The sequence below is a fragment of the Ornithinimicrobium sufpigmenti genome, from assembly GCF_004322775.1.
In the GTDB taxonomy this organism is placed as follows: Bacteria; Actinomycetota; Actinomycetes; order Actinomycetales; family Dermatophilaceae; genus Ornithinicoccus; species Ornithinicoccus sufpigmenti.
In genome coordinates, this window is sequence record NZ_CP036403.1 from 1,351,805 (window position 1) to 1,369,932 (window position 18,128).

Annotated in this window: 15 protein-coding genes; all 15 read left to right on the plus strand. The window is 72.2% G+C overall.

Features of this window, described 5'->3' with window-relative positions:
* Positions 1 to 16: 16 nt before the first annotated feature.
* Positions 17 to 1,864: a peptidoglycan D,D-transpeptidase FtsI family protein gene (locus ESZ52_RS06225; RefSeq protein WP_145968823.1), complete on the plus strand. Its 1,848-nt coding sequence runs from the start codon at positions 17 to 19 to the stop codon at positions 1,862 to 1,864.
* The gene (locus tag ESZ52_RS06230) at positions 1,861 to 3,333 is read left to right on the plus strand and encodes a UDP-N-acetylmuramoyl-tripeptide--D-alanyl-D-alanine ligase (RefSeq protein WP_131104168.1); all 1,473 of its coding nucleotides are present in this window, start codon (positions 1,861 to 1,863) and stop codon (positions 3,331 to 3,333) included. The genes ESZ52_RS06225 and ESZ52_RS06230 overlap by 4 nt, the downstream gene beginning before the upstream one ends.
* Positions 3,333 to 4,448 (plus strand): phospho-N-acetylmuramoyl-pentapeptide-transferase, encoded by a 1,116-nt coding sequence (gene mraY / locus ESZ52_RS06235; protein WP_131104169.1) that lies wholly within the window; start codon positions 3,333 to 3,335, stop codon positions 4,446 to 4,448. Before ESZ52_RS06230 ends, mraY begins: the two co-directional genes overlap by 1 nt.
* Positions 4,445 to 5,959: a UDP-N-acetylmuramoyl-L-alanine--D-glutamate ligase gene (murD, locus tag ESZ52_RS06240; RefSeq protein WP_238154516.1), complete on the plus strand. Its 1,515-nt coding sequence runs from the start codon at positions 4,445 to 4,447 to the stop codon at positions 5,957 to 5,959. The genes mraY and murD overlap by 4 nt, the downstream gene beginning before the upstream one ends.
* Positions 5,956 to 7,494: a putative lipid II flippase FtsW gene (gene ftsW / locus ESZ52_RS06245; protein WP_238154515.1), complete on the plus strand. Its 1,539-nt coding sequence runs from the start codon at positions 5,956 to 5,958 to the stop codon at positions 7,492 to 7,494. Before murD ends, ftsW begins: the two co-directional genes overlap by 4 nt.
* The gene (murG, locus tag ESZ52_RS06250; protein WP_238154514.1) at positions 7,491 to 8,633 is read left to right on the plus strand and encodes an undecaprenyldiphospho-muramoylpentapeptide beta-N-acetylglucosaminyltransferase; all 1,143 of its coding nucleotides are present in this window, start codon (positions 7,491 to 7,493) and stop codon (positions 8,631 to 8,633) included. The genes ftsW and murG overlap by 4 nt, the downstream gene beginning before the upstream one ends.
* Positions 8,634 to 8,646: 13 nt before the next feature.
* On the plus strand, positions 8,647 to 10,122 hold the full coding sequence (gene murC, locus ESZ52_RS06255) for a UDP-N-acetylmuramate--L-alanine ligase (RefSeq protein ID WP_131104171.1): 1,476 nt from the start codon (positions 8,647 to 8,649) through the stop codon (positions 10,120 to 10,122).
* Positions 10,119 to 10,967 (plus strand): cell division protein FtsQ/DivIB, encoded by an 849-nt coding sequence (locus tag ESZ52_RS06260; RefSeq protein WP_131104172.1) that lies wholly within the window; start codon positions 10,119 to 10,121, stop codon positions 10,965 to 10,967. Before murC ends, ESZ52_RS06260 begins: the two co-directional genes overlap by 4 nt.
* A gap of 122 nt (positions 10,968 to 11,089) precedes the next feature.
* On the plus strand, positions 11,090 to 12,382 hold the full coding sequence (gene ftsZ / locus ESZ52_RS06265) for a cell division protein FtsZ (RefSeq protein ID WP_131104173.1): 1,293 nt from the start codon (positions 11,090 to 11,092) through the stop codon (positions 12,380 to 12,382).
* A gap of 436 nt (positions 12,383 to 12,818) precedes the next feature.
* Positions 12,819 to 13,037 (plus strand): Flp family type IVb pilin, encoded by a 219-nt coding sequence (locus ESZ52_RS06270; RefSeq protein WP_131104174.1) that lies wholly within the window; start codon positions 12,819 to 12,821, stop codon positions 13,035 to 13,037.
* Positions 13,038 to 13,114: 77 nt separating this feature from the next.
* Complete coding sequence (locus tag ESZ52_RS06275; protein ID WP_131104175.1) at positions 13,115 to 13,501, plus strand: TadE/TadG family type IV pilus assembly protein; 387 nt, start codon at positions 13,115 to 13,117, stop codon at positions 13,499 to 13,501.
* On the plus strand, positions 13,489 to 14,490 hold the full coding sequence (locus ESZ52_RS06280; protein WP_131104176.1) for a pilus assembly protein TadG-related protein: 1,002 nt from the start codon (positions 13,489 to 13,491) through the stop codon (positions 14,488 to 14,490). Before ESZ52_RS06275 ends, ESZ52_RS06280 begins: the two co-directional genes overlap by 13 nt.
* A gap of 39 nt (positions 14,491 to 14,529) precedes the next feature.
* Positions 14,530 to 15,393: a Flp pilus assembly protein CpaB gene (cpaB, locus tag ESZ52_RS06285; RefSeq protein WP_131104177.1), complete on the plus strand. Its 864-nt coding sequence runs from the start codon at positions 14,530 to 14,532 to the stop codon at positions 15,391 to 15,393.
* Entirely contained in the window at positions 15,390 to 16,580 is a 1,191-nt protein-coding gene (locus ESZ52_RS06290) for a CpaE/TadZ family protein (protein ID WP_131104178.1), read from the plus strand. Before cpaB ends, ESZ52_RS06290 begins: the two co-directional genes overlap by 4 nt.
* Positions 16,577 to 18,118, plus strand: coding sequence for a TadA family conjugal transfer-associated ATPase (locus tag ESZ52_RS06295; RefSeq protein WP_131104179.1), 1,542 nt, complete (start codon positions 16,577 to 16,579; stop codon positions 18,116 to 18,118). Before ESZ52_RS06290 ends, ESZ52_RS06295 begins: the two co-directional genes overlap by 4 nt.
* The last annotated feature ends 10 nt before the right edge of the window (positions 18,119 to 18,128 follow it).

Here is an 18,128-nt window from a genome sequence, read left to right on the forward strand (position 1 = left end):
TCGCCCCCGGGGTGCGGTGGCCTCGGGCGTGGTGCACCCGGCGCGGCGGGCACGGGTCCTCCTGGTCGGCATCTTCCTCGTCCTCTCCCTCTTCGCCGCCCAGCTCGTGCGGCTGCAGGGCCTGGACGCCGCGAGCGTCTCGGCCGCTGCCCTCGACGGACGCCTGCAGAGCATGATCCTGCCGGCCGCACGGGGCACCATCACCGACGTCAACGGCCAGCCGCTGGCGATCAGCGTGGAGCGCAAGCGGATCATCGCCGACCCCACCCTGGTGGTCGACTACGAGCGGCGGGAGGACGGCGAGGTCGTCGGCACCGGCTTCGCGGCGGCCGCCGACGTGGTCGCCGAGGTCACCGGCGCCGACCGCGCCGACGTCCTGCGGCGGCTGGAGGATCCCCTCGGGGAGCAGTACGCCGTGCTGGTCCCCGACGCCTCGCCCCAGCAGTGGCAGGAGCTGCGGGCGCGCGGCGTCCGTGGCCTCTCCGCCGAGGACCTCATGCGCCGCGACTACCCCCTCGGCGAGTCCGCCGCGCCGCTGGTCGGCTGGATCGGTGCCGGCGAGCAGCCCGCCGGTGGCCTGGAGCTGGTGCACCACGAGGCGCTGACCGGCACCCCCGGCGAGGCCGTCTACGAGGCGGGCAGCAGCGGGGAGATCATCTCCACCGGTCTGTACGAGGAGGAGCCCGCGGTGCCCGGGCAGGACCTGCGCCTGACCCTGGACGCCGACATCCAGTGGTACGCCCACAACGCCCTCAAGGACCGCATCGCCGAGGCCGACGCGCTGTCCGGCTACGCCGCCGTGATGGAGGTCGGCACAGGGCGGCTGCTGGCGCTGACCAGCTACCCCGGCTTCGACCCCTCGGACAGCACGCAGACCTCCGAGGGGATGCGCAACGCCGCCGTCGAGGACGTCTACGAGCCCGGCTCGACCTCCAAGCTGGTCACCGCGGCGGCCGCGCTGGAGGAGGGGATCGCCGAGCCGGACACCCCGATCGTGGTGCCCATCCGCGTTCCCCGGGGCGGCGTCGCGTTCAAGGACGCGACCGAGAAGCCGGTCCAGTACCTCACCTTCTCCGGTGTCCTGGCCCACTCCTCCAACAAGGGCACCATCCTCTACGGCGAGAAGCTCACCGACGAGCAGCTCTACGAGTGGAACCGCAAGTTCGGGATGGGCTCGCTCAGCGGGCTCGGGCTGCCGGGGGAGTCCACCGGCCTGGTCCCCGAGCCCTCCACCTGGAGCGCCACCAGCCGCTACACCATGATGTTCGGCCAGGGCCTGTCGAGCACCCTGCTGCAGCAGATGGGCGTCTTCCAGACCGTCGCCAACGGCGGGATCACCGTGCCGCCCACGCTGGTCGCCGGCACCGTCGACCAGGAGGGCCGCTACGTCGAGGCGCCGCTGGGCGACGGTTCCCGGGTGATCAGCGAGGAGACGGCCACCCAGCTCACCGAGATGATGACGGCCACCGCCTCCCCGACCGGCACCGCGCCGCTGGCCGCCGTCCCCGGCTACCACATCGCCGGCAAGAGCAGCACCGCCACCCGCGTGGATCCGCAGACCGGTCGGTACACCGGTGGCGTGACGTCCAGCTTCATGGGCTTCGCCCCGGCGCAGGACCCCAAGTACATCGTCGCCGTCGTGATCCAGCGGCCGCGGCAGATCAGCGAGTTCGGCGGCGTGATCTCCGGGCCGCCGTTCGCCGACATCATGCGCTACACCCTGCAGAAGAACGGCGTCCTGCCGGACACGACGCCGCAGCCGGAGGTGGAGCTCGAGTTCGACCCCGAGGAGCAGGCTCCCGGCCACCCCGCCGGTGTCACACTGGAGGACATCGCGATCAAGGACGAAAGGACCGGTGGGTGATCCCCCTGACGCTGCAGGAGGTCGCGCAGGTGACCGGAGGCCGGGTGCATCCCGGGGGCAGTGACGGGGCCGCGGCCGGGCTGACGGTCACCGGCTCCGTCGTGACCGACTCCCGGGAGGTCGCTCCCGGCAGCCTCTACGTCGCCCGCCGCGGCGACCACGCCGACGGCCACGACTACCTCGCCGCGGCCGCCGACCGCGGCGCGGTGGGGGCACTGACGAACCGTGAGTCCGACGTCCTGCCCTGCGTGGTCCTGGACGAGGACCCGGCCCGGCTCTCGCCGCGGCCCGACCGGCCTCCCTACGACGCCGTGACGCGCGGGTTCGCGGCCCTGGGCCGGGAGGTGGTCGAGCGCTGCACCGCCGCCGGCGGGCTGCGCATCGTCGGCATCACCGGCTCCTCCGGCAAGACGTCCACCAAGGACCTGATGGCGCAGGTGGTCTCCGGGCTGGGGCCGACGCTGGCCCCCGAGGCGTCCTACAACTCCGAGGTCGGCGTGCCGCTGACCGTGTGCCGGCTGACGCCGGACACCGCATACCTGGTCGCCGAGATGGGCGCCTCCGGGGCCGGGCACATCGCCCACCTCACCACCGTCGCCCCCCCGCAGGTGGCGGTCGTGCTCAACGTCGGCTCGGCCCACCTGGGCGAGTTCGGCTCGCGCGAGGCCATCGGGCGGGCCAAGGCCGAGCTGGTCCAGGCGCTGCCGGAGGGCGGGCTGGCCGTGCTCAACGCCGACGACCCCGTGGTGGCCCGGATGGCCCGCGACGCCGCCGCCGGCGGCGCGCGCACCCTGCTGGTCGGCCGGGGGGACGACGCCGACCTGCGCGCCGCCGACGTGACCACCGACGCCCGGGGGCGCGCCTCCTTCACCGTGCACGGGCCCGGGACGCCCGAGGAGGGGATCCCGGTCACGCTGCGGCTGGTCGGCGAGCACCACGTCGGCAACGCCCTCGCCGTCGCCGCCGTCGCCCACGAGTGGGGTATGCCGTGGGAGCAGGTCGCCCTGGCGCTCGCGGACGCGGTGCCCCGGTCCCGCTGGCGGATGGAGGTCACCGAGCGGCCCGACGGCGTCGTCGTCGTCAACGACGCCTACAACGCCAACCCCGACTCGACCGCCGCCGCGCTGCGCGCGCTCGCCACGATGCGCACCCCCGAGGGGCGGCTGGTCGCGGTGCTCGGCGGGATGCTCGAGCTCGGCGCCGACAGCGACGCCGAGCACGCCCGCGTCGGGGCCCTGGCCGCCGCTCTCGGCGTGGACCACCTGGTCACCGTGGGCCAGCTGGCCGAGCCGGCCGCCACCGCATACCTCGAGGGCGGCGGCGCGGAGGCGACCTTCCTGCCCGACCGGCACGAGGCCCGTGCCTTCCTCGAGGACCACCTGGGGCCGGCCGACGTCGTCCTGCTCAAGAGCAGCCGCGACTCCGGCCTGCGGCTGCTGGGGGACGAGCTGGCGCGGGTCGGTCCCTGATGGTCAACGTCCTGCTCGCCGGCGGCGTGGCCCTGGTGGTCGCCCTCTTCGGCACCCCGCTGTTCATCCGCTTCCTGGTGCGCCGCGGCTACGGCCAGTTCATCCGTGACGACGGCCCCACCTCCCACCACACCAAGCGCGGCACGCCCACCATGGGCGGCGCCATCATCATCGCCGCCACCCTGCTCGGCTACTTCCTCTCCCACCTGCTGCTGATCCTGCTGGACATGTCCGGGATCGTGGAGGTCACCCACAGCCGGTTCTCGCTCAGCGCGCTGCTGGTCCTCTTCCTCATCACCGGCCTGGGGCTGATCGGCTTCCTGGACGACTACACCAAGATCTCCAAGCAGCGCAGCCTGGGCCTGACCTCGGTGGAGAAGCTGGCGGGGCAGACCGTCGTGGCCATCATCTTCGCCCTGCTGGCGCTGCTGGTCACCAACGACAGCTCCCGGGCACCGGCGTCGACCGCGATCTCCTTCGTCCGGGACACCTCCGTGGACCTTGCGTTCGCCGGGCCGGTGCTGGGCGTGATCCTGTTCATCATCTGGGCCAACATCCTCATCGCGGGGGCCTCCAACGGGGTCAACCTCACCGACGGCCTGGACGGGCTGGCGACCGGGGCCAGCGTGATGGTCTTCGGGGCCTACTCGGTCATCGGGATCTGGCAGTACAACCAGAACTGCCAGATCGCGCCCGGGCCCAACTGCTACGACGTCCGCGACGCCCTGGACCTCGCCGTCGTGGCCTGCTCGGTCGCCGGGGCGTGCTTCGGCTTCCTGTGGTGGAACGCCTCCCCGGCCAAGATCTTCATGGGCGACACCGGCTCGCTGGCCCTCGGCGGCGGGCTGGCCGGCCTGGCCATCACCACCCGCACCGAGCTGCTGCTGGCCGTGCTCGGCGGGCTGTTCGTCCTCATCACCCTGTCGGTGATCATCCAGGTGGCCAGCTTCAAGCTCACCGGTAGACGGGTGTTCCGGATGGCACCCCTGCAGCACCACTTCGAGCTGCTCGGGTGGGCCGAGGTCACGATCGTCATCCGGTTCTGGATCGTCGCCGGGCTCTGCGTGGCCGTCGGCCTGGGGATGTTCTACGCCGAGTGGGTGGCCAACCTGTGAGACCGCTGGACACCCTGACCCACCGCGACGCGGACTGGACCGGCCTGCGGGCCCTCGTCACCGGGCTCGGTGTCACCGGTTTCGCGGCCGCGGACGCCCTGCTGCAGCACGGGGCCACGGTCACCGTCCTCGACGCCGGCACGGGCACCGAGAAGCAGACCACGCAGGCCGGGATCCTCGGCATCCTGGGCGCGGACGTGCGCCTGGGCCCGGAGCAGGTCGCCAGCTGGCCCGCCGACCTGGACGTGGACGTCGTCATCACCTCGCCCGGCTGGCGCCCGGACCACCCGGTGCTGCACGGGGCGGCGCAGCACGGCATACCCGTCTGGAGCGAGGTCGAGCTGGCCTGGCGCCTGCGCCCGCGCGTGGGCGCCGCGCCCTGGCTGTGCGTCACCGGCACCAACGGCAAGACCACGACCGTGCAGCTGCTGGAGTCCATCCTGCACGCGGCAGGGCTGCGTGCGATCGCCGTGGGCAACGTCGGCACGCCCGTCCTGGACGCCGTCCAGCACCCCGAGCCCTACGACGTCATCGCCGTGGAGCTGTCCAGCTTCCAACTGCACTTCACCCACTCGGTCAGCCCCCTGGCCTCCTGCGTGCTCAACGTGGCACCGGACCACCTGGACTGGCACGGCTCGATGGAGCAGTACGCCGCGGACAAGGCCCGCATCTACGAGCGCACCCAGCTGGCCTGCGTCTACAACGTCCAGGACCCCGCCACCGAGGCCATGGTCGAGGCGGCCGACGTCGTCGAGGGGGCTCGGGCGATCGGGGTCACCCTCGGCACGCCGGGGCTGTCCATGCTCGGCCTGGTGGACGACGTCCTGGCCGACCGCGCCTTCGTCGAGGAGCGCCGGACCTCGGCCGCCGAGCTCGGGACCCTGGCCGACCTCGCCCAGGCCTCCGGCGGCACCGGCGACGGCGCGCCCCCGCCGCACCTGGTGGTCGACGCCCTGGCGGCCGCGGCCCTGGCCCGTGCCGCAGGCATCACCCCCGCCGCGGTCCGCGACGGGCTGCGGGCCTTCCGCACGGACGCCCACCGGACCCAGGTCGTCGCCGAGCACGCGGGCGTCACCTGGGTCGACGACTCCAAGGCGACCAACCCGCACGCCGCCCAGGCGGCGCTGGAGGCCTACCCGGACATCGTCTGGGTCGCCGGCGGCCAGCTCAAGGGCGCCGACGTCGACCAGCTGGTCGCGCGGGTCGCCGGGCAGCTGCGGGCGGTGGTGCTGCTCGGCGCCGACCGGGCGGAGTTCGCCGACGCGCTGGCCCGACACGCGCCGCACGTCCCCGTCGAGGACGCCGGCGTCACCGACCATGGGGACATGGCCGGTCTGGAGAAGCTCATGGACGACGTCGTGGGGCGTTGCGCCCGGCTCGCCCGGCCGGGCCACGTCGTGCTGCTCTCGCCGGCCGCCGCCTCGCTCGACATGTTCCCCAGCTACGGCAGCCGAGGCGACACCTTCGCTGCCGCCGTCCGCCGGCGCCTGGGGCTGGAGGAGTCACCGTGACGGCCACCCTGCCGCCCCGTTCCCGGCAGCGGGGGTCCGCAAAGGCCAGGGGACCGCAAGACTCTGCGGGGTCACGTGGACCGGGAGCGTCGGCAGGCCCGGCAGGCTCGCAGAACCCCGGCGACGACTACGCCACCTTCGGCGACGAGTCCCACGGCTGGACGGCAGCCACGGTCGGCACGTGGCTGCGCTCGCCGGTGGCGCCCTACTACCTGATCGCCGTCAGCGCGGCGGTGCTGACGGTGCTCGGCCTGGTCATGGTCCTGTCGGCCAGCGGCCCGGGCGCCTACCTGGAGAGCGGCAACTCCTACTCCGTCTTCCTCAACCAGGTCATGTATGCCGGGGTGGGCATCGTGCTGGCGGTCGTCGGCTCCCGCGTCCCGCTGCGGTGGTGGAAGCGGCTGGCCTGGCCCGCGGCGCTGGGGGCGCTGGCGCTGCAGGCGGCGGTGTTCAGCCCGCTCGGCCTGGACTCCTACCAGGGCAACCAGAACTGGCTGATGATCGGCGGCCGCACGCTGCAGCCCTCCGAGTTCGGCAAGATCGCGCTCGTCGTCTTCGGCGCGGCCGTGCTGGCCACCAAGCGGCACCTCATCCACAAGATCGGGCACGCGACCGTCCCGCTCGTCTTCCCCGTCGGCCTGGTCCTCGTCGGTCTGGTCCTGCAGGGCAACGACCTCGGCACCGCGCTGATCCTGCTGTCGATCCTGGTCGGGCTGCTGTGGTCCGCCGGGCTGCCGGCCCGCTGGTTCGTCGGGGTCGGTGCGGTCGCTGCCGGCGGCGTGGCCTACCTGGCCGCCGGATCGGCCAACCGCATGCAGCGCATCCAGGTGTGGATCGGCGGCATCTGCGACAACCCGCACGTCGACGGCTGCTTCCAGAAGGTGCACGCCGAGTACGCCCTGGCCGACGGCGGCTGGTGGGGTGTCGGGCTGGGCGGCTCCCGGGAGAAGTGGGGCCTGCTGCCCGAGCCGCACAACGACTTCATCCTGGCCATCATCGGCGAGGAGCTGGGCCTGCCGGGCACGCTGACCGTCCTGATCCTCTTCGCGGTCCTGGCCTACGCCTGCGTGCGGATCGTCTCCCAGTCCGAGGACACCTTCGCCCGGCTGGCCGCAGCCGGGGTGATGATCTGGTTCCTGGCCCAGGCGCTGCTCAACATCGGCTCCGTCATCGGGATGCTGCCCATCATCGGTGTGCCCCTCCCGCTGGTCTCCAGCGGCGGCTCGGCGCTCATCGCCGCCCTGATGGGCGTGGGCCTGCTCCTGGCCCTGGCCCGGTCGCTGCCGGAGGCGCAGGACCGGTTCTCCGGACGCGCCTCCGTCCTGCGGCGCACGATCGCCGCGGTCCCCGCCGCAACGACGGCCGCTCGCGCAGCGAGGGCGACCGGGCGGAGCGCCACGAGCTCCGCGTCGTCCCGCAAGGACACGCCAGCGAAGCACGCGTCCCGCAAGAACGGCGCGACCAAGGCCCCCCGGACCACGTCGCCGCGGGCTGCCGCCCCCCGTGCGGCGCGTCGCCCGGGAGGCCGCCCGTGAACGAGGCAGACGCCACCCGGGTCGAGGCTGACGGCCCCGGGCCAGGGGCTCCGCTGTCCGTCGTGCTCGCCGGCGGCGGCACCGCCGGTCACGTGAACCCGCTCCTGGCGACCGCCGACGCACTACGGCGCCGCGTGCCCGAGGTGCGGATCCAGGTGCTCGGCACCGCCGAGGGCCTGGAGTCCAGGCTCGTGCCCGAGCGCGGCTACCCCCTGACCGTCGTGCCGAAGGTGCCCTTCCCCCGACGGCCGGGGCCCGCCGTGCTGCGCTTCCCCGGCGCGCTGCGCCAGGCCATCTCCACCGCCGCCGGCGCCCTTCGCGCCGTCGAGGCAGACGTGGTGGTGGGGTTCGGCGGGTATGTGGCCACCCCGGCCTACCTCGCGGCCCGCCGCGCCCGGGTGCCCGTGGTGATCCACGAGCAGAACGCCCGTCCCGGCCTGGCCAACCGGCTCGGTGCCCGGTTCGCCGAGCACGTCGCCACGACCTTCGCCAGCACCTCCCTCCCGGGAGCGACTGTCGTCGGGCTCCCGCTCCGCACCGAGGTGCGTGAGCTGGACCGGGCGCAGTCCCGCGACGAGGCCCTCGCGCACTTCGGGCTGGACGCGGACCGTCCCACCCTGCTGGTCTTCGGCGGGTCGCTGGGGGCGCAGCGGCTCAACGAGGCCTTCGCCGGGGCCGCCGCCGACCTGCTGGCCGCGGGGGTCCAGGTGCTGCACCTGACCGGAGCCGGCAAGGGCGTCCACCTCGCGGCACCGTCGGCCGACGGTCCCCGCTACGTCGCGCTCGACTACACCGACCGGATGGACCTGGCCTACTCCGTGGCCGACCTGGCGGTCTGCCGGGCCGGTGCGGGCACGGTCTGCGAGCTGGCGGCGGTAGGGCTGCCGGCGATCTACGTCCCGCTGCCGGTCGGCAACGGCGAGCAGCGGCTCAACGCCGCCGACGTCGTCGCCGCCGGCGGGGGCCGGATCGTCGAGGACGCCCAGGTGCGCCCCGACTGGGTGCGCAGCGACGTCATACCCCTGCTGGGCGACCGGGAGGCCCTCGGCACGATGGCGGCGGCCGCCGCCGAGCACGGCCAGCGGGACGCCGACGAGCGGCTGGTCGACCTGGTCCTCCAGGCCGCGGGCCGGGTGTGAGGTCGGCCGGACGATGCTGACCAGCAGGTTCGACTTCACCGCGCCGGTGCCGCCCGCCGAGGAGCTGGGGCCGGTGCACCTCATCGCGATCGGCGGGTCCGGCGTGTCCGGGGTGGCCCGGATGTTCCTGGCCCGCGGCATACCCGTCTCCGGCTCGGACCGGTCCGACAGCCCGGCGCTGCGCGCGCTCGAGGCGGAGGGTGCTCGCGTGCATGTCGGGCATGACGCGGCCCACCTCGGTGCGGCGCAGACGGTGGTGATCTCCGGGGCGATCCGCGAGGACAACCCCGAGCTCGCCGCCGCCCGCGCGGCCGGGCTGCGGGTGCTGCACCGCGCCCAGGGGATCTCCTCCCTGCTCGCCGGCCGCGCCGTGGTCGCCGTGGCGGGGGCCAACGGCAAGACCACCACCAGCGCGATGACCACGACCGCGCTGCAGGGCGCCGGGCTGGAGCCCGGCTACGTCATCGGTGCCCCGCTGGCGAGCACGGGGGCCAACGCCGCCGCGGGCCGCGAGGGGGCGCCCGTCGTGGTCGAGGCCGACGAGAGCGACGGCAGCTTCCTCGCCTACCGGCCGGACGTGGCCGTGGTGACCAACGTCCAGCCCGACCACCTCGACTTCTACGGCGACGTGGAGACCCTGGAGCGGGCCTACCTCGACTTCGTGCTCACCCTGCGGCCCGGCGGGCTGCTGGTGACCCACGCCGACGACCCGGGCGCGGCACGGCTGGCGCAGCGGGCCCGCGAGCACGGGACCCGGGTGCTGACCTGGGGGGAGGGGTCGGCCGCCGACGTGCGCCTCACCGACGTGACCAGCTCCGGTATGTCGTCCTCCGGCACCCTCACCTTCGACCGGGACACCGGGCCCGTCGCAGCGGGCACGAGCGTGTCCCTCACGCTGCCGGTGCCGGGGGAGCACAATGTGCACAACGCGACCGCAGCGCTGCTGGCGGCGGCGGTCGGGCTGGGAGCCTCGACGGACCGGGCGCTGGCCGGGCTCTCCGCCTTCGCCGGGGCGCACCGCCGGTTCGAGCTGGTCGGCCGGCACGGGGACGTCGAGGTCGTCGACGACTACGCCCACAATGCTCCCAAGGTCGGTGCGGCCGTGCGGGCCGCCCGCAGCGCTGCCGACGGGCGCCGGGTCGTGGTGGCCTTCCAGCCCCACCTCTACTCCCGCACCCGCGACTTTGCCCACGGCTTCGCGGAGGGGCTGGCGGCCGCCGATGTCGTCGTCCTGCTGCCGGTCTACGGCGCCCGCGAGACCCAGGAGGACTACCCCGGGGTGACCTCTGGCCTGCTGGCTGCACTCGTCCGGGAGTCTCCCGCAGCGCCCGAGGTGCACGAGGCCGAGGACCTGGACGATGCGGCCCGGCAGCTGGCCCGGCTGGTCACGGGACGGGATGACCTCGTGGTGACAATCGGGGCCGGCGACGTGACCGAGGTCGGCCCACGGCTGCTCACCCTGCTCGGCAGAGACGGAGGAACGGCATGAGTGCTGGGCTGCGCACCCCACCGACGGATGCTCTGGCCGAGCGACAGGCGGACCGCGAGAAGGGCCAGGACCCGGGCCGGTGGGAGCGGATGAAGCACCGGCTGCGGATGAGGCGGTCGACGGGCCGGCCACGGCGCACGCTGCTGACCTGGCTGACCGTGGTCGCGCTGCTCGCCGCCGGCGTCATCTTCCTGTTCTTCTTCTCCTCCGCCTTCGTGGTCAAGGACCTGCAGGTCTCCGGTGGCCGGGAGGAGGTCCAGGAGTCGGCGGTAGCCCTGGCCCAGATCCCGAACGGCCGCCCCCTGGCCCGGGTGGCCGAGGGAGCGGTGGGGGAGCGGGTGCTGACCGACACGCGGATCGCGGCGGTCTCCGTCGAGCGCGACTGGCCGTCCACGGTGCGGCTGACCATCACCGAGCGTGAGCCCGTGCTGGCGCTGACCGACGGCACGTCCACCTGGCTGGCCGACGCCGGCGGCGTCGTCTACGAGCAGGTGACGGAGCACAGCAACAAGCTGCCGCTGCTGCAGACGGCGGGCGACCCGACAGAGCTGGACCGTCCTACGGTCGCCGGCCTGGCCCAGCTGTGGCGGATGCGCCCGGACCCGGACGTGCTCCAGGGCGACCTGGGCCGCCCCCGCGTCGCCGCCGACGGTGCCGTCACCCTGCGCGTGGGCGAGGTCCGCCTGGAGTGGGGACCGCCGGAGCAGAACGAGAAGAAGTGGCAGGTCGTCACCGCCATCATCGGCCAGGACGCCGTCGACCCTCAGGGCGGCACCCGGATCGACATCGACGTCCGCACCCCGGACACCCCGGTCGTCACCGGCCTTCCCGCCGCCACCAGCTGAAGCCTCGACCTTCGACCTGAGGTTGAGATTGACGTCGGTGGGGTTCAGCGGCGGCTCGTCGTAGGGTGACGGGGACGCTCACGCGCCGCCCACAACGCACCCGAACCGGAGAGGTCTCACCCGTGTCCGCAGCCCAGAACTACCTGGCCGTTATCAAGGTCGTCGGCATCGGCGGCGGTGGCGTGAACGCCATCAACCGCATGATCGAGGTCGGCCTGAAGGGCGTCGAGTTCATCGCCATCAACACCGACGCCCAGGCGCTGCTCATGAGCGACGCCGACGTCAAGCTCGACGTCGGCCGGGAGCTCACCCGCGGCCTGGGGGCCGGCGCCGACCCGGAGGTCGGGCGCCGCGCCGCGGAGGACCACACGGAGGAGATCGAGGAGGCGTTGCGGGGCGCCGATATGGTCTTCGTCACCGCGGGCGAGGGCGGCGGCACGGGCACGGGCGGTGCCCCGGTCGTGGCCAAGATCGCCAAGTCGCTGGGCGCGCTGACCATCGGCGTGGTCACCCGGCCGTTCACCTTCGAGGGTCGTCGTCGCGCCAACCAGGCCGAGTCCGGCATCGCCAGCCTCCGCGAGGAGGTCGACACCCTCATCGTCATCCCCAACGACCGGCTGCTGTCGATCTCCGACCGCACCGTGTCGATGCTCGACGCCTTCCGCTCCGCCGACCAGGTGCTGCTCTCCGGTGTCCAGGGCATCACCGACCTGATCACCACCCCCGGCCTGATCAACCTGGACTTCGCGGACGTCAAGTCGGTCATGCAGGGCGCCGGCTCGGCGCTGATGGGCATCGGCTCGGCCCGCGGCGAGGACCGGGCCGTGCAGGCTGCCGAGCTGGCCATCTCCTCCCCGTTGCTGGAGGCCAGCATCGAGGGTGCCCACGGCGTGCTGCTGTCCGTGCAGGGCGGCTCCGACCTGGGTCTGTTCGAGATCAACGAGGCGGCCCGCCTGGTCCAGGAGGCGGCCCACCCGGAGGCGAACATCATCTTCGGCGCGGTCATCGACGACTCCCTCGGCGACGAGGTGCGGGTCACCGTCATCGCGGCCGGCTTCGACGGCGGCGCTCCCCATGCTCGCGGCGAGGAGCGCGCCATGGGCCAGGCTCAGGGTGGCGCCCGTCCCCAGGTCCAGCAGGGCGGTCTCGGCGCCCCGCGCTCGGTCGGTGCCCCCGCCCAGCAGGCAGGCGCCCAGCGTCCGCAGCAGGGCGCTGCCCAGGGTGGCGTGAACGGTTCCCCGGCCCCCCAGCAGGCCGCGCAGCAGCAGGAGCCGGCCCGGCAGGCCGCTCCCCAGCAGCCCCAGCAGGCCCCGGCCCAGCAGGCCGCGCCGCAGCGTCCCCCGGTCCAGCAGCCGCCGCGCCAGGTGACCTTCGAGGACAACGACGACCTGGACGTGCCCGACTTCCTCAAGTAGGAGCTCCAGCGGGATCCCGACGTCCGAGGACCGGGTGGGCCAGGTGGCCCGCCCGGTCTTTCTGCGTCGCGTGCGAAGGTCGCCGTAGTTCCTACGGCTGCGTTTCACGCTTCACCAGGACGGCGCGCCGGTGTGACACTGCTCACACTCGCAGATCCGGGGAATGGATGACCCGAGGCCCTGACCTGCACGTTCGCAGGGTCAAGGGAGGGTAAAGGAACCCTCGCAGGTCGCTCTCGACGTCGCGAGGGTTACTCGGCGGTCACCGGCCCTTGCTTTCATCCGTCCAGGTAGTGCACAGTGTGCCTGACCGACAGCGACCAAGGATGGTGCTGAAGGTCAGGTCGACACCCCTTGCCGGCCTTTCGTCGCTCCAGGAGAAGAGCTCTTGGAGTGCTTCTGACGGCCTTTTGGCCACGTCCCACTGGAGAATGTCATGCTGTTCATTTCGCACGCCCTCATCACCCTGCGCGACAAGCTCGTGGCCGCCGACAAGGAGCGCGGTGCGACCGCGGTCGAGTACGGCATCATGGTCGCCGCTATCGCGGCGCTCATCATCGGCGTTGTTTTCACCCTTGGTGGGGACCTCCGCGACATGTTCGACGGAATCAACCTGACGCCCGGCACCGGTGGTGGCGGCGGCGACGCAGGCTGACACGCAGTTGGGTCGGAGTCGGGCAATCTCCCGACTCCGGCCCGCCGTACGCAGGTGCTGACGAGCGAAGGCCTTGAATGAGCGAGCAACGAGACCGAGGTGCTGCGGCGGTCGAATTCGCCCTCGTGGCACTGCTCCTGGTCACTCTTCTCGTGGGCATCATGGAGTTCGGCCGGCTCTGGGCGATCCAGGGCAGCCTCGCCCAGGCCTCGCGTGACGCCGCACGTACCGCTGCGATCACCGACAGCGCTGACGCTGGCCGGGACAAGCTGGAGGACGTCTTCTGGCCGCTCGGTCCGATCGGCAGCGGTCTTGCCGGTCACACCCCCACGCAGTCCGGCACCCCCGGGCAGTCGGACTGCCTGTGGAGCGTGCAGCCCAGCTACACCACCAGCAGCCTGACCGGATTCTTCGGCACCAGCTGGACGATCTCGGCGAAAGGCGCCATGCGATGCAACGGCTGAGCCGGCTCCTTCGTGACCAGCCAGAACGTGGGGCTTCGGCCGTCATCGTGGCGATCGTCATGCTCGTGCTCATCGGCTTCGCCGGGCTCGGCGTCGACGTCACCTCTGCCTACGCCAGGTCGCAGGAGGTCCAGAACGCTGCGGATGCCGCTGCGCTCGCCGCGGCCCAGGAATGTGCGCAGGGGGACCTCGACTGCTCGGTCGGTGCGCCTCCGCTCGTGCGAGCGATGGCCGAGCGGTTGGCTGGGGAGAATGTCCGCACCCCCGTCGAGGACGTCGTCGTGGACCCGGACGGCAACCAGGTGACGGTGAGGGTGACGGCTCAGCACGAGAACTTCTTCGCAGGCGCCTTCGGAGTCGAAACGTTCACCGTCGTCCGGGCAGCAACAGCGCAGTGGGAGGCACCGCAGGCCGGGCCGGCCATGCTGCCGCTGACGGTCTCTGGATGCAACTTCTACGACTCGGCGGGGGCTCCGGTGCTGAACCAGAACGTCCAGGTGTGGTTGCCCAAGGGCAAGGACCTGTTCACCACCATCGACTGCGGGGTCCTGAACTATCCACCTGGCGGTTTTGGATGGCTCGTCCATACCGACTGCCAGGCCAACATCAACGTCGGGGCAGAGGTCCTCGGGGACAATGGTGCCAACCGGCCCGAAGGCTGTGTGGCTGAGGCGCTCAAGATCAACGATGTGTTCCTGCTCCCGATCTTCGGGTCCTACCGTGGGCAGGGCAGCAATGCCTGGTACACAATCGAAAGGTTCGCCGCCCTGCAACTCTTGGGCTACCACTTCTCGGAGGGCGGGCCGACGGTTCAGGACGGCGTCAAGTGTCCAGGCAGTGCGCCCAAGAAGAGCGACTATCGAGACTCATGCCTCAACGTCCGCTTCGTGGAATGGGTGGATATCGGCGATGACTATACGGGGGACGATGCAGAAAGCGAGACATCGATCGTCCGTCTGATCGATCCCGATCATGAGAACAGTAACTAAGTCGTCACCTACGACGACAAAACTCTTGAGGAACTCTCCGTGATCAAGCGCGTTGTGGCCGCCGTTGCGGCCCTGCTCCTGGCGGCCGTCGGCATCATGCTCGTCGTCAACTACGCCAACCGGGCCGACGCTCGTGCGCTCGCCGGTCAGGAGACCGTCGACGTCCTGGTGGCGAACGACCAGATCGTCCAGGGGACGCCGGCGCCAGAGGCATCGGCCGCGTTGGAGGTGCGCCAGGTCCCGCGCGCCTATGTCATGCAGGGCGCCGTGGGCGCGGTCGAGGACCTGGAGGACCGCGTCGCGGCCCTGCAGATCCTGCCGGACCAGCAGATCACCAGCGCCATGTTCGTCTCCCCCGACGAGCTGCGTCGCCAGGGTGCCTTCGTCCTGCCGGAAGAGGCCGAAGACCTGCACCAGCTGACCATCAACATCACCAACCCCCGGGCGCTCGGCGGCAGCATCGCCGCAGGCGACCTGGTCGGCGTCTTCGGCACCTTCGAGGCGAAGCCCCCCGCTGGCTGGTCGATCGACGCCGACGGCGCCCTGGTCTGGGACGACGACCAGGCCCGCGCCGGCGCCGGTGGCCCTGACGGCGAGGACGGGGCGGAGAGCGCGGAGTCCTCCGACGACTCGATCACCGTCACCGACCTGCTGCTGGACAAGGTCCTGGTGGTCCGGGTCGAGGGCGGTCACCTCCCGACCGCGGGCGAGGAGCAGGACGGCGCAGCGGCGGACACCGTCCACGTCACCCTTGCCCTGGACCCGCAGGACGCTGCCCGGGTGATCTTCAGCATGGAGACCGGCAGCCTCTGGCTCACCCTGGCCCCCATGGACGCCGACGACGCGGAGGTCCGTGCCGTGGTACCCGCTATGCCCACCCGCGTCGAGGGACTACTCGAATGAGCGCCGTCATCCTGGCCACCGGCTCCCGCCACCTCGCGCGCACCATCCGACTGGCAGGCGGCGACGAGGACCTCATGGTCATCGCCCCCGACCAGGTCCCCGCCGGTGCCGCGCAGCTGCTGGCTCTGGCGGAGGAGCCCGAGTCGGTCCGCACCGTCATCCTGGACGGCGCCGGCGACGCGGAGACGGAGGAGCGCGCCCTTCAGATGGCGTCGCGGATGGAGCAGTCCTACCCCCACGTCAGCGTCGTCCTGGTCACCTCTCGGGGCGAGGAGATCGCCCTGCGTGCGCTGCGTAGCGGTGTGCGGGACGTCCTGGCCCCGGACGCTGCCGTGGAGGACGTGCGGTGGGCCGTGCGACGCACGATGGAGTCGGCCGGTGCGCTCGGTGGGCGGCCGGCACAGGCCGAGCCGTTCACCGGGCGGGTCATCACGGTGGCCTCCCCCAAGGGTGGTGTCGGCAAGACGACGATCGCGACCAACCTGGCCGTCGCCCTGGCGCAGCACTCCCCGACCGGGACGGTGCTGGTCGACCTCGACGTCCAGTTCGGCGACGTGGCCGCCGCGCTCAGCCTGGACCCGACGTACACACTGGTCGACGTGCTGACCGGTCCGGTCGCCAGCGACGCCATCGCGCTCAAGACCTTGTTGACCAAGCACGAGTCCGGCCTGCACGTCGTCCCGGGTGTCCGCAACCCGGCCGACGCCGACCAGATCGGCACGGCTGCCCTGTCCCGGCTGCTGGAGACGCTCAAGCAGGAGTTCCGCTACGTCATCATCGACACCGCGCCCGGTCTGACCGACCAGACGCTCGCTGCGCTGGACCATGCCACCGACCTCGTCCTGGTCTCCGGGCTGGACGTGCCGAGCGTGCGGGGGATGCGCAAGGAGCTGGAGGTCCTCGAGGAGCTGGACCTGGAGCCGTTGCGTATCCAGGTGCTGCTCAACATGGTCGAGAAGGGTGGCGGGCTCAGCGTCTCCGACGTGGCCGCCACTCTGGCCCGCAGGGTCGATGTCGTGCTGCCCCGCAGCCCGAAGGTGCTGCGCTCCACCAACGCCGGGGAGCCGATCGTCCTGAGCCAGCCCCGCGACTCAGTCAGCAAGGACCTCACCGCACTGGCTTCCACCTTCGCTCCACTGAGCTCAGGCAGCCGCGGTGGCCGACACCGGGGACTGATGGCGCGATGAGCCTCAGCGAACGCCTGCGCCGCGCCCAGAGCGCCGCTCCCGACCACGGCAGACTGGCCCGGGATGTCCCCCCACCCACGACGCTGCCGATGAGCGAGGCAGTCACCTCGACGCCGCCGGAGGCTGAGCACCCGGGGCAGGCCGTGACCGGCTCTGGTCTCCCGGAGCCGGCCCGCCCCGGTGATTCGCCGACTACCGACCCGACGGCCGCCGGAGCCCCGAGCCTCGCCGCGCAGCGGCCCCGGCAGTCAGATGCCCTGGCGGGTCTCAAGGCCGAGGCCCGTGACCAGCTCTTCCAGCGGCTCGGCAACCGGCTCACCGACTCCTCCATGGGCGAGCAGGCACTGCGCGACCTGGTCCTGCGGGAGATGACCGCCCTGGTCAACGCGAGCAGCGTGCCGCTGCGGGCAGACGAGCGCCGTCGGCTGATCGCCGAGATCTCCGACGACGTCCTGGGCTACGGCCCGCTGCAGAAGCTGCTGGACGACGACTCGGTCACCGAGATCATGGTCAACGGCCACGACAACGTCTACGTCGAGCAAGCGGGCCGGCTCCAGCGCGCCGACGTGCAGTTCTCCTCCGACGAGCACCTGCGGCGCATCATCGAGCGCATCGTGGGCCGGGTCGGGCGGCGGATCGACGAGTCCTCGCCGATGGTGGACGCCCGGCTCGAGGACGGCTCCCGCGTCAACGCGGTGATCCCGCCGCTCGCCTTCTCCGGCTCGACGCTGACCATCCGCAAGTTCGGCAAGGTCCCGCTGCGGGCGGACGACCTCGTCGCGCGCGGCAGCCTCTCGACCCGGATGGTCCAGCTGCTGCACGGCTGCGTCGAGGCCAAGCTCAACATCCTGGTCGCCGGGGGCACCGGCACGGGCAAGACGACGATGCTCAACGTGCTCTCCTCCTTCATCCCCAACACCGAGCGCATCGTGACCATCGAGGACGCCGTCGAGCTGCAGCTGCAGCAGGACCACGTCGTGCGCCTGGAGAGCCGGCCGCCCAACATCGAGGGCACCGGTGCGGTCACCATCCGCGACCTGGTCCGCAACTCGCTGCGCATGCGCCCGGACCGCATCATCGTGGGCGAGGTCCGCGGCGGGGAGAGCCTGGACATGCTGCAGGCCATGAACACCGGGCACGACGGCTCGTTGTCCACCCTGCACGCCAACACTCCCCGCGACGCGGTCGCGCGCCTGGAGACCATGGTGCTCATGGCCGGCATGGACCTGCCGCTGCGGGCCATCCGGGAGCAGATCGCCTCCGCCGTGGACGTCATCGTGCACCTGACCCGGCTGAGGGACGGCACCCGCCGGGTCACCCACATCACCGAGGTGCAGGGCATGGAGGGTGACATCGTCACCCTGCAGGACGCCTTCGTCTTCGACTACGCCGCCGGGGTGGACGCCAACGGCAGGTTCCTCGGACAGGCGATCCCCACGGGGGTACGTCCCGCCTTCACCGACCGCTTCGCCGAGCAGGGGGTCGAGCTGCCGCCCGGCATCTTCGAGGACTCCTTCATCGGCCGGGGCCGACGGTGAGGAGCCACCG

What these genes read in the sequence shown, in the direction of transcription:
- ESZ52_RS06280 (WP_131104176.1), top strand. Translation starts at nt 13,489, where the DNA reads ATGCAACGGCTGAGCCGGCTCCTTCGTGACCAGCCAGAACGTGGGGCT.
- mraY (WP_131104169.1), top strand. Translation starts at nt 3,333, where the DNA reads ATGGTCAACGTCCTGCTCGCCGGCGGCGTGGCCCTGGTGGTCGCCCTC.
- murC (WP_131104171.1), top strand. Translation starts at nt 8,647, where the DNA reads ATGCTGACCAGCAGGTTCGACTTCACCGCGCCGGTGCCGCCCGCCGAG.
- ESZ52_RS06275 (WP_131104175.1), top strand. Translation starts at nt 13,115, where the DNA reads ATGAGCGAGCAACGAGACCGAGGTGCTGCGGCGGTCGAATTCGCCCTC.
- ESZ52_RS06260 (WP_131104172.1), top strand. Translation starts at nt 10,119, where the DNA reads ATGAGTGCTGGGCTGCGCACCCCACCGACGGATGCTCTGGCCGAGCGA.
- ESZ52_RS06270 (WP_131104174.1), top strand. Translation starts at nt 12,819, where the DNA reads ATGCTGTTCATTTCGCACGCCCTCATCACCCTGCGCGACAAGCTCGTG.
- ESZ52_RS06295 (WP_131104179.1), top strand. Translation starts at nt 16,577, where the DNA reads ATGAGCCTCAGCGAACGCCTGCGCCGCGCCCAGAGCGCCGCTCCCGAC.
- ESZ52_RS06290 (WP_131104178.1), top strand. Translation starts at nt 15,390, where the DNA reads ATGAGCGCCGTCATCCTGGCCACCGGCTCCCGCCACCTCGCGCGCACC.